Source organism: Paenibacillus sp. ACRRX, from assembly GCF_022346885.1.
Taxonomy (GTDB): domain Bacteria; phylum Bacillota; class Bacilli; order Paenibacillales; family Paenibacillaceae; genus Paenibacillus_B.
Map to the genome: position 1 here is coordinate 78,439 of NZ_JAKRNK010000004.1, position 11,797 is coordinate 90,235.

Below are 11,797 nucleotides of genomic sequence, written 5' to 3' on the forward strand. Positions count from 1 at the left end.
TGGTCTCGCGTCGATTCTTTATTTAAATAGATACAAATTGAGTCAAGTTGCGAGGATCATCCGGGTTCAATCCGCGCGCAACTGCTGTATAATATCCATTGTACTGCACAAATGGCAAATACAACACAGACCTTGCATCATCCATCAGTTCAGCATGGCCGATATTCATCACATAGTCTGCAAATTGTGTATCTTCGCCTTCACGCGCAGCGACAAGGACTATACTTGCTCCGTACTGCTTCATTTCTTTGGCAACTTTTAATTCATAATCACGAGCCTGCTCAGATAACAGCAAGATTACTTGTGTATCTGCATCCACAATCGACTTGGGACCATGACGAAACTCCAGCGTACCGTAGGCTTCGGTCCATGTATATGTCATTTCTTTTAGCTTCAGACAAGCCTCCAGTGCCAAACCATACATAGAACCCATCCCTAAATAGATAGTCTTCGTAAACGAATTGGATTCCACCCATTTGCGGGCAGCCTTGTCTGCCTTTGTAACGATGGATTCATTAGACTGCAGGATTGCTTCTAACTGTTGTATGGCTTGATGATGACCATAAGCCTGTGCAATCGCAGCCTGCATCATAAAGGTCATGCTGCTGAGCGATTTGGTCATCACTGTACTTTTCTCCTGTCCAAGCGGTGACACCAGGCACTCCGTCATTTTGGCCATTTTACTGTCCGTGTAACACGTAATGCCGCAAGTCGTCCAGTTCGTTAAGTCTTGTACCGATTCCAAAGCCAAAATGACTTCATGAGACTCACCGGATCTTGATACACCAACCAATAAGGTGTTTAGTGCAGATGTAACCGTCTGATTGCGGAACAAAAACAGGTCCGATGAAGGGTGCGCAGCTGCGGGGCGCCCCGTCCAAGCACGATAAGCAGCTGCCATTGTCATTGCCTGATACCACGATGATCCAGAGCCGATAAATATGACCTGCTCAAACTGCGTATTTCCAATATATTTTCTCAGCCAATCTTGTTGGTTTCTAAGCTGCTCCCAAGCTGCATGCAATGCTTCACTTTGAGCACAAATCTCGTTATACGTATGCATATTCACGTTTGACATGGATAAAGAGCCTCCTTTATAATCATGTTAATGAAATTATAAGTCATTATTTTGATTGTTTCAATCATTATATTGTAGGAGGATATGCAATTATGGGTCATCTCATCAGTTCCACCGTTATGCTCCAAGCAGCCAGGGAACAACGTTTTGCTATCACCGCTTTTAACGTTCATACATTGGAGATGCTGCAGGCTGTCGTAGATGCAGCTGAGGAAATGAGCGCTCCGCTCATTTTGCAGACAACTGTCGGAACCGTCAAACACCTTGGACCTGAATACATCGTTGCAGCAGCCCAGACTGCCGCCAAGCTCGCCAACATTCCTATTTCCCTTCACCTTGATCACTGCACTGACTACTCCTTAATTGTTAAATGCATCCGCGCTGGATACACATCCGTCATGATCGATGCATCCATGCATCCCTATGAAGACAACGTGCGCCGCACGCTGGAGGTTGTCAAAGTCGCACAAGCTGCAGGCGTCAATGTTGAGGCTGAATTGGGCAAAGTAGGCGGTGTGGAAGACGACATTGTGGTGGAAGATGAGGATGCCCGTTTAGCGGTACCAGAAGAATGTCTACGCTTTGTCGAAGAGACCGGGGTACCTACCCTCGCTCCTGCAATAGGAACAGCACATGGCATTTATAAAGGTGAGCCCCATATCGCCTTTGGACGTTTGGAAGAGATTCAGCGGATCGTCAGTGTTCCACTTGTGCTGCACGGGGGATCAGGTATCCCTGAAGAACAAGTAAAGCGCTGCGTAAAATTAGGCATGTCGAAGATGAACGTCGCTACAGAACTCAGGATTGCGTTCTCCAATGCAATTAAAGCCGTATTTGATGCCAACCCAGACGAGAATGATCCGCGCAAATATATGGTTCCCGCCAAAGCAGCTGTGAAAGCACTCGCGAAAGAGAAGATCGCAATGGCAGGCTGCGGCGGTAAGGCAGAGTTCATGTTGACAGCTACGTAAGCTTAAAACTTTTACTTGATTCGACGATATAATAAATAGATGATGGAGATAGACTTTCCAGCTTTCGGCATATGTCGTTGGAAAGTCTTTCTTCACTTATTATGATAGCACTTCGATGATGGTGGCGATTCGGCTCGTTCCCATCTCTTACTGTGCTGGATAGCAGAAAGTTGGGGGAGTATACGGATGATTACGACCGTAACGATGAATGCGGCAATCGACAAGACTTATGTGACCTCTCAGTTTCAACCTAACCAGCTTTACCGTATTCAAAATATGCACGCTTGCGCTGGCGGCAAAGGAATTAATGTCGCACGTGTGATCCGAACGCTGAAAGAAGACGTGACAGCAAGCGGAATTGTAGCTGGATACAATGGGATGTTTATTCAAGAGCAGCTATTCCAAGAAGGAATTAACCATGACTTTATCTCTGTTGATGGAGAATCTCGGATTTGTCTCAATATTATTGATCCGTTGTCCGGTACTCAGACGGAATTGCTGGAACAGGGACCCGTGCTAAATGAATCTACACAGGAAGCGATGAAGACCAAGATTAGCATGCTGGCACGACGTTCCAGCCATGTTATTCTGTCAGGAAGCTTGCCGCAAGGCTGCCATCCGACCTTCTATGCAAACTGTATTAAGCTTATTCAAGATGCGGGCGCCGTACCGGTACTGGACGCAAGCGGAGATGCGCTCCTTGCGGGAGTTGAGGCGAAGCCACTTCTGATTAAGCCTAACGAGCACGAGGTGCTAAGACTAACCGGTGGAACAACCGCAGATGAACATTCGGTAATCGAGGCAATCGCTCGTTTAATGGAGCAAGGGGTCTTAAACGTAGTCGTTTCACTAGGTGGACAAGGAGCGATCGCAGGCCTTAATCATCGTATCTACCGCGTGACAATACCAAAGGTGGATGTCGTTAATACGGTTGGCTGTGGTGATTCGATGCTTGCAGGTATTGTAGTTGCCGATAAGCGCGGGCTGCCGCCGATTGATCAGCTTCGCATGGGGGCTGCTTGCGGTACTGCCAACGCACTCATGCCAGCAGCAGGTCTAGTACGTCTGGAAGACATCGGTTCGTTGATGAAGCAGGTAGAGGTTACACTGATTGAGGGATAAATCGCAAAGAGCCGTCATGCACCCTGGTGCAGACGGCATATTTTTTATTTACGTGGATAAATATTCGCTTATTGAGCGTGATGTTAATTGCACTTCAATAACAGCAATATCCAGCTCACGGTCCCAAATCACAAAAGGCAAGCCGTTGGGAATGCATATTCTGACCGCATACTGCCTTGCCCAATCCAATGTCTTGGATCGATACGTGTCTCCAGCGCAGCGGACTTCATATCTCTCTGTATCTACGCTGATTTCTTTACGTGTTGACTTTCCCACATCATCACCTCGGTATGCCATGCTTCCAGCCATCATTCATCTCATTACATTAACCAGAATGATCACATCTTAAACCAATAAAGGCTAGCCCCTAGCTTAATTGCTCAAGGCATGAACACATCCGACTGCAACCCGGTAGGTCGCCTGAATCTCTTCCACCGCTCCACATCGATATCGTTTGAGATATTCATGTTTTAAAGCATGCAGCCACTTCTTGCTCACAGGCATGCTCTGTGACGCAAGTGAATTGCCTGCTCCGACCCGCCTTATATGCTGTAATAGTGTTTCAACGTTAGGATACCTATATGTAAGCTCATGTTCAGACCACCAGTACCGAGTCTGTAATAACTGCGATGCCGCCGATCCCCTCACTATAGATACACCTTCTGTAGAAGTAACTGGCATATTGACACATGCCTCATCTAGCCAACGTGTCCAACTGCTACCGTCAGGGTAATTTTGGCCACGTGCGGTATGTTCATATTGGCAATACTGGTCAGCAGCTGCACAACAATCGTGTAATTCTTGCAATGTTCCAGGCAAAAATGTCGTAAAAGCCAACAGACCTCCAGGATGCAAGCTTTTACTGGCTGCCAGCAGAGTGCGCTGAGGCGCATTAAACCATTGAAATGCAGCGCTCGAAAGGATCAAATCATACCGCAAGTAGGCATTCTCCATCAGCCATAACTCCGCATCAGCTGCTACAATGTCTTTTATACAATCTTGGCCCGCCAGACTCGTAATCTTAGCAACAGCCTGCTGAAGCATGTTAGGAGATAAGTCCAATAAGGAAATAGTGGACCGTGGCAGCGCTCCAAGTATAGCTGCCATCAGTGAGCCCGTGCCGCAGCCGATATCCAGAATTGCTGCTGGTGCTTGTAATTGCTCGTATTTCCTCTGATGCAGCTCAATATATGCTCGCATGACAGGATTATCCAACAGTAGCCGAATCATATCACGCTGTATATCTATGTACTTATCATACTCATGGGCGTGGCGATCAAAGCGTCGCTTCACGAGTCGCTTATCAATGACAGTAACATGTGGGGCCACATCATTACGTAAGAGGTTCATGGCAGATGGAGCTTGATCCTTATTGGTCGGAAAAAGCTGGTGTAGTTTCATGCTGCTCGCCCTCCTTTCGCACGCTCAGATATTGGAACCATGCACTCAGCTCCTGATTCCAATGGTCCCGCGCTGTCAAAAATGGTGCGTGGCCAGCTGAAGCAATGACACGCATGGCCAGCTTGCCGCGCCCTCGGTATGCTGCGGCTCGCTCCTGTGCACGCAGTGGACATAACGGGTCTTCTGCACCATGCAGCCACAGCACAGGTACGTCCGTGCTGCGCAGCCGCGACCAGGCTTCATGCAGATCTGCTTGCAGAAGATATGCTAACCCTGCATTCAAGCCTGCTGGCGAAAAGTCTGCTGCAGCCAGCGGCTGCCGGCTAAGCGCAGGCACTGGCTGCAAGTCGGCGCCCCCACGCTCGGACGCCGACCAGAACTTGGCCTGAAAATCGTGTAGAACGAGTTCGGCTGATTGCAGCAACCGTGTACGCATCCTTTCTACAATCCGCTTCGGCCAGCCTGCTGCACCTGTATCGTCCACAAAGCTCAACGTGGTACCTACCAGAACCACGCTAATTAGTTCCGCATTTGTCATACTTTCATCTGCTGCGCTTCTTTTTGCTCTGTCCTTATCTCCAATCGCTGAATCTGCAAAATCAACACAACTGCTTATTACTTCAACGTCCGTAGTTGTCCTGTTTTGTTGCGCTTCAATTACTTTTCTAGCCTGGTTTTGAATCTGATCTTTAATCTGATCTTTAATCTGTTTCTGAGTTTGTTTTTGAGTCTGGCCTTGAGCTCGATTTGACAGCCATCCTACGGCAGCATCAATTGCAAGCATGCCCCCCATGGACCAGCCAATCACATGAAAGCGCCGCCTGCTTCTGCCTGCTGCTGCAATCTCTGGCAGCAGACGTACTGCATCTATCATCTCCTCGACCGTTTGACAGTCACGGAACGAGATATAATGATGTTCAAAATGAGGAAACGACTCCGCAGCAGTCCGCCAAATATCCGCGGATACTCCCCAGCCATGAATCCACAGACAAAGATCCTGTTCATCCTCATCACTGAAACATGGATTCATTGGATTCATCAGTCGCATCCTCCTTCAAGCTCCCAACCACCTGCACGATCTGATCGGCAGCCCAGATTAAGTCCGACTCCTGATGCGATGCCATCGGCGCAAAGCGAATACGCGCCGATCCTTCAGGCACAGTCGGCGGCCGAATGGCAATGCCAGCGACGCCAGCCTCCGCCAACGCTTGCCCCGCAGCGACAGCATGCCTGTCGCTGCCAAGCAGCACCGGCACAATATGGCTGTCGCCCGCGCCGGTGTGAAGTCCGCCCGCGCGCAGCCGCGCCCGAAATAGCGCCACATGGCGTATCAGCCGGTCGCGCGCCTCGTCGGCGGCCTGTACCTCGCGCAGCCGCCTGCGTACGATTGCCGCCATAAGCGGCGGCAGCCCAGTGCTGTATACCAGTGTACGCGCACGGTTAATCAGATAGCGAATTAAGACCTCATCCGCTGCAACATAGGCGCCAAAGGCACCAAAGGCTTTGCCGAACGTGCCCATGACCACATCTACGCGCTGATGAACGCCAACGGCGTGACACAACCCTCGTCCACCGACGCCGTACACGCCGCCGCTGTGCGCCTCGTCAACCATAAGCATGGTACCGTACCGCTCTGCCAAGACGACTAGCTCTTCAAGCGGTGCAACCGTTCCATCCATGCTGAATATCCCATCCGTCACAATCAGCCCTTTATGCCGAGTTACACGATCACCGCTCCATTTTCGAAGACTATGTTCCAACCGATTCATGTCACGATGCGAATAACGAATATGCTCGGCTCGGCTCAGTACTGCCCCATCGATAAGGCTTGCATGATTCAACCGATCACTGAATACAGTATCATGCCTGCCAACCAGCGCACTAATAACCCCTACATTCGCCATATATCCGCTTGAAAAGACGAGACACCGATCTCTTTGCTTAAAGTTGGCCATATCCTGTTCCAGCTCCGCATGTAGAGGGTCATGTCCGACAACGAGCCGTGAAGCACCTGAACCTATACGCACGCCCGCTTCGCCTGCCGCAAAGCAGTCCGTTTTCACATTCATCAAAGTCGCTTCGTCCAGCCATGGGCAAAGTCCGAGGTAATGATTAGACGCCAAATTGAAAAGCCGTTTTCCTTCACGCTCCATCCAGCCATTTTCCAACCAACGTGTCACTTGCAGGACACGCATTCGACTCCCATTATCCCAATCATCCAGTTCCTCTTGCATCCAAGCATATCGCTCCTGCCGTGCTGCATAAAAGCAATCTATAGCGCGCATCGTTCGATTTCAAACCCCAAATCTTCTATCATCCCGTAATCTGCCAAAGCCTCTTGTCCCTCAGTCGTCAAATAGTCTCCTACAAACACCGAATTAGCTGCGTATAAAGCCATTACCTGCATTGAGCGCAGATTTACTTCCCTGCCACCGGAAGCTCTGATTTCTTTGGAGGGGCACACAAATCGGAATAAGGCAAGTACCTTCAGGCAGCGCCTAGGACTCAAATTGGACAAGTTAGCAAGCGGGGTGCCCGGGATCGGGTTCAAAAAATTTACGGGAATTGAATCAGCATCCAATTCGCGAAGGGCAAACGCAACTTGTACGAGCTGTTCATCTGTCTCGCCCATACCTATAATGACACCAGAACAAGGAGACATTCCTGCTTGCTTTGCAATTTCAACCGTATCGATCCGATCATTATAGGTATGAGTAGAAGTAATATGCGAATAATGATCTTCGCTTGTATTAAGGTTATGGTTATAGCGGTCAACTCCTGCCGCCTTTAATCGCTCAGCCTGCTCATCTGTCAAAATGCCTAGGCAGGCGCAAATCTTCATCGGCATCGTCGATTTAATCTCCTCCACAGCAGCTACTACTTGATCCACCTCACGCGGGGTTGGACCACGACCGCTGGCAACAATACAATACGTACCTACTTGCATGTCCATTGCCTTACGTGCGCCATCTACCAGCACTTCTTTTTCCAATAAAGGATACTTCGTTACAGGAGCCTCGGATATACGGGATTGCGAGCAATACCCACAGTCTTCTGGACACAAGCCGCTCTTCGCGTTAATAATCAAATTGAGCTTCACTTTGTTTCCATAATAATGATGACGCACTTGATACGCGGCAGCCATGATGGCAAGCAGTTCCCTGTCCTCAGCTCGAATTACCGAAAGCGCTTCTTCCTTCGTTAATATATCCCCTGCAATTGCTTTTTTGGCGAGTGCCTCCCAGTCGTGTACTGTCGTAGCCGCTGTAGTTGTCATCTCCACCATCCTCCTTGTTTGTTGTTAGACTGCTGCCATTGTCCAGACAGCATTCCATAAGATAAATTCGTCAGATATCATGTTTATGTCTATTTATGTACGCAAGCATTGTCTTAGCCAGTCCGTCCAAACGGTCTGTTCTTCCATAGCTTGAACCCATTCTTCTCGCCAAAGGCGCCATTCTACTTCAGAATAGGTCACTGGGTGCGGCAGCCACGGCATAATTCCCAAAACAGGAACACCAGTCAGTTCTTCGATAATCGCTGCATTTTCCTTCACATCAGGTAGACTTTCATCTTGGATCTGAGGTGTCACTCCTCCTATCACAACCTTAATTTCTTGTACCCCGCAATAACGCGCATAATGAATGGCAGTTACGGTATGGCTAATCGTACCCAGCAGCGGCGCTGCCACAATCATCATCGGCAGCCCCAGATCGGCAGCCAAGTGCGCCATCGTCTTGCTGGGTGTAAAAGGTACTGCAACACCACCAGCGCCTTCAATAAGCAGTGGCCCCTGTCGCCCCATGCGCACTCTGCCTTCTTCTATCAAAGAGGTATAGGAAATAGCTGACTGTTCACGCCTCGCTGCAGCCATAGGTGCTAAGGGAGCCCTGAACGTCGACGATACAATCTCCTTTTCCGGCACATTCGTTAACCATCCACCATGTTTCAATCGATAACTATCTGCAATCACATCTCCCAACTGAACCCCACTTTGCACGGGCTTCCACACTTGAGGAGGACGTTTCATATGAGCCTTAAACCACGCTGATATGCCAGAAACAGCTATTGTTTTGCCTATTTCCGTTCCTGTCGATGAAACAAAAAGGCCATCCTGCCGCCCTTTTATGACGGACATTTACTTCACCACCTCTATATGTAAACTTATTTTATTTATATTCTAGTTAACGTTTCAAGAATATATTCTATCGTAATCACTCATTAGTTACAATCATCAGATCTGTTTGCACATCAAGTATGCGAGAATGATAAGCTGGTACAACAAATAAAGCCGCAATCAACGACATGTCCCAAGACATGCCGTTGATTGCGGCTTAGCTGTATTCCCTATAGTACCTTACTTATCTTCCAATGCCTGCAAGGCAAGCGCAATTGAACCTGTAATACCTGCACGATCTTGCAATCCTGGTGTAACGATATATTGATCAGCCTGCTCCAATATAGCTGGATGATGCACATATCCATTAAGCAGCGTACGAAGCTGTTCCCGTATACGCGGCAGCAAATGCGTCTGCTTCGATACACCACCGCCCAGGATAATCTTCTGCGGCGACATAATGAGAATGTAATTCATCAGTGCCTGTGCCAGATAGTACGCTTGGAATTCCCATGCCTTGTGATCCTCGGCAAGCTCGTAGGCTTTCACTCCCCAACGCGCTTCAATAGCAGGTCCTGCTGCCAGGCCCTCCAAACAATCTGCGTGGTATGGACACTTACCGGTATACGTATCTTCTGGATGACGAGGAACTAGAATATGGCCCATCTCTGGATGTGTCAGACCGTGGACAAGCTTTCCTTCCACGACTGCCCCTGCACCGATGCCTGTTCCTACTGTAATATATAAGCAGCTGTTCAAGCCTTTAGCCGCACCCCAGGTCGCTTCACCAAGAGCCGCTGCATTTACATCTGTATCAAAGCCGATCGGCACATCAAAGTAACGTTTCAAATGTCCAACTACATCGTAATGGCTCCAATGGGGCTTCGGTGTTAAAGCGATATGCCCGTAAGTAGCACTTTGGCGGTTCAAGTCAACAGGACCAAACGAACCAAAACCGATTGCACTGACGCCCTTATCTGCAAAATATTCAACCGTTCTGCCCATCGTTTCCTCAGGTGTTGTCGTTGGAAAAGACTGCAAGTCTTCAATCTTACCGTCCGGTGTACCAATGCCTACTACAAACTTCGTACCGCCGCCTTCAATTGCTCCTAATACTGTCATGTAGGTTTCTCCTCGCTCTCCGTGCCTGCTCTCTAGTGTTTGCAATTGCTCTTGTTCTCTCTCCAACTTGCATTACCTTGCGCTCTCTTCACAAGATAACGCTTCCACCTTTAATTATAACATTTAGGGTACTTGAATCCAACAGCAGATGTTATCGCTCACCAATGTAATGTCCACATTCCAATTAAGTGGGATAGACAGTGATACATGATTAATATCTCCATTTCAAAATATATAACATCTGAGCATTGCAAATTTACTAGACTCAAGGTACGCTTGTCCTAAAGAAATGTGACATTTTAGCCGATACATAGTTAACAGTATGACTTATTTAGGGGGAGCTTGAAGTGCCACGCTTTGTTCGACAGCTTAACCGCTGGCTGCTGTTTTTTATATTACTAGCACTGTGTGCGTTTCCGATACAATATTTGTTTGCTTCCAAGTTGGGCAAAGGCAATTCGTTTTTCTCCTTTGAAATGCCTGGCGATGACGTCGTGCTGATGCTGTACAGCAACACAGCTCGTGCTGGCAGATATCTGATTCCGATTGATGAGAGTACCTCACGCGCAGCGCCATTCACACTGCAAGGGGAGACGCTAGTTCCGGCACGCTTTCTAGCGAGGAACTTTGATGCGGAAGTCAGCTATGACACCAACAATGGCAACATTACACTTGCATCGGACGAACGTAAGATAGTTTATCAATCGAAGCAAGCCCATGCTGTCCATTCTGGCAAGAAGCTAAATTATAAGTTGGGAACAGCTCCACAGATGAGAGACGGAATCGCATATGTTCCGCTGCGTGCAGCAAGTGAGACATTTGGGCGCTACATCCATGTGAAGAACGGATTAGTTCTCCTATCTCGCGATGAAGATCCCCCTGCGGACAAACAATGGGCGGATTGGAAAAAAGAGTTGACCGCCTATTTAGCTTACGAATCTTTTGGTTCCTACTCCGTGGAAGTCCAAGGCCATTTTCAGGCATTGTTCCGTACATGGAGTGAAGCAGTTGCCTATGCACGTCAAGCGCCCGGCAGATCGGTCAAGTACCGAGGGAAGCATGCGATGTTTGATCCAGCCAAGCCCCTGCCTAAGTCGTTCCGCTACAATGGAGCGCCGTTAATTCTCCAACTTCCAGAGCTGCCTCGCGGTTGCGAGGTTACCGTTCTTGCCATGCTGCTTCAGAACGAAGGGGTTCAAGTAGGCAAGATGGAGTTGGCTAAGAAGATTAAGAAGGACCCTTCTACCTTCCGAATGGATGGCAACAATACCTACTTCGGCAACCCGCATGACGGGTTTGTAGGAGATATGTACTCCATCAGCAATCCTGGACTTGGTGTGTACCATGAACCGATTGCCAAGTTGGCGGAATCTTATTTGCCAGGCCGGGTTGCAGATATAACGGGTACTTCCTTTGAACATCTGCTGTTTACGGTCGCACAGGGCTCACCGATTTGGGTGATCCATACCACTTTGTACGATCAAGTTCCTGCTTCCGCATGGCGTACTTGGCAGACACCAACGGGCCCGATCAAGGTCACTTATTACGAGCATTCCTTGCTTGTGACAGGGTACGACGAGCATTATGTCTATGTCCATGATCCGCTTGGCCGCAAAAATAAAGTGGAACGTGAAGCTTTCCGCCGTGGATGGGAACAGATGGGCAGCCAGGCGATTACCATTTTGCCTAAAAGTGAATAGGGACCTTCTTTCGTAGCGTCGTGCTAACCATGTTACATATGGTCACACAAACGACAAAAGATAGGAAATCGTCCCCTCTTGTACCAAGAAGTATTTACACAGCAAGGGCTCGGACTCATACAAAATGCTTAATTTACAAAATCTATTAACATCCTATATTTGTATCACTCGCGTTTAAAGAGGATTAACACGTCGTCCTCCGTTTCACAAACGCTCGTGAGTATAGAGCTTCCCTTCGCTGGGCAGCTCTATTTTTTACTAGCTCAGCAACGAGAAACAACGAATC

11 protein-coding genes are annotated in these 11,797 nt (G+C 48.5%); 3 read left to right on the forward strand and 8 right to left on the reverse strand.

Going from position 1 to position 11,797, the window contains the following annotated elements:
• Positions 1-22: 22 nt before the first annotated feature.
• Positions 23-1,078: an SIS domain-containing protein gene (locus tag MH117_RS13585; RefSeq protein ID WP_239329291.1), complete on the reverse strand. Its 1,056-nt coding sequence runs from the start codon at positions 1,076-1,078 to the stop codon at positions 23-25.
• A gap of 92 nt (positions 1,079-1,170) precedes the next feature.
• On the opposite strand from MH117_RS13585, the gene MH117_RS13590 reads away from it, so the two are divergent.
• Both MH117_RS13590 and pfkB read left to right on the forward strand, forming a co-directional pair.
• Complete coding sequence (locus tag MH117_RS13590; protein ID WP_239329293.1) at positions 1,171-2,049, forward strand: class II fructose-bisphosphate aldolase; 879 nt, start codon at positions 1,171-1,173, stop codon at positions 2,047-2,049.
• Between the two features lie 186 nt (positions 2,050-2,235).
• Positions 2,236-3,171: a 1-phosphofructokinase gene (gene pfkB / locus MH117_RS13595; RefSeq protein WP_239329295.1), complete on the forward strand. Its 936-nt coding sequence runs from the start codon at positions 2,236-2,238 to the stop codon at positions 3,169-3,171.
• A 48-nt stretch (positions 3,172-3,219) separates the two neighbouring features.
• On the opposite strand, the gene MH117_RS13600 is transcribed toward pfkB, so the two are convergent.
• The 7 genes from MH117_RS13600 to MH117_RS13630 form a co-directional block, all read right to left on the reverse strand.
• The gene (locus tag MH117_RS13600) at positions 3,220-3,483 is read right to left on the reverse strand and encodes a hypothetical protein (RefSeq protein ID WP_239329297.1); all 264 of its coding nucleotides are present in this window, start codon (positions 3,481-3,483) and stop codon (positions 3,220-3,222) included.
• A 60-nt stretch (positions 3,484-3,543) separates the two neighbouring features.
• Positions 3,544-4,572, reverse strand: a complete 1,029-nt coding sequence (locus MH117_RS13605) for a methyltransferase (protein ID WP_239329298.1) — start codon at positions 4,570-4,572, stop codon at positions 3,544-3,546.
• The gene (locus tag MH117_RS13610; RefSeq protein WP_239329299.1) at positions 4,541-5,611 is read right to left on the reverse strand and encodes an alpha/beta hydrolase; all 1,071 of its coding nucleotides are present in this window, start codon (positions 5,609-5,611) and stop codon (positions 4,541-4,543) included. The genes MH117_RS13605 and MH117_RS13610 overlap by 32 nt, the downstream gene beginning before the upstream one ends.
• Entirely contained in the window at positions 5,583-6,857 is a 1,275-nt protein-coding gene (locus MH117_RS13615; RefSeq protein WP_239329300.1) for an aminotransferase class I/II-fold pyridoxal phosphate-dependent enzyme, read from the reverse strand. Before MH117_RS13615 ends, MH117_RS13610 begins: the two co-directional genes overlap by 29 nt.
• Entirely contained in the window at positions 6,845-7,849 is a 1,005-nt protein-coding gene (gene bioB / locus MH117_RS13620; protein ID WP_239329301.1) for a biotin synthase BioB, read from the reverse strand. Before bioB ends, MH117_RS13615 begins: the two co-directional genes overlap by 13 nt.
• Before the next feature lie 93 nt (positions 7,850-7,942).
• On the reverse strand, positions 7,943-8,710 hold the full coding sequence (gene bioD / locus MH117_RS13625; protein WP_239329302.1) for a dethiobiotin synthase: 768 nt from the start codon (positions 8,708-8,710) through the stop codon (positions 7,943-7,945).
• 219 nt (positions 8,711-8,929) lie between these two features.
• Positions 8,930-9,811 carry an ROK family protein gene (locus MH117_RS13630; protein WP_239329303.1) on the reverse strand — a complete coding sequence of 294 codons (882 nt, stop codon included), beginning with the start codon at positions 9,809-9,811 and terminating at the stop codon, positions 8,930-8,932.
• 347 nt (positions 9,812-10,158) lie between these two features.
• Here MH117_RS13630 and MH117_RS13635 point away from each other — a divergent pair, with 347 nt between their 5' ends.
• Positions 10,159-11,511 carry a C39 family peptidase gene (locus tag MH117_RS13635; protein WP_239329304.1) on the forward strand — a complete coding sequence of 451 codons (1,353 nt, stop codon included), beginning with the start codon at positions 10,159-10,161 and terminating at the stop codon, positions 11,509-11,511.
• Positions 11,512-11,797 lie beyond the last annotated feature (286 nt).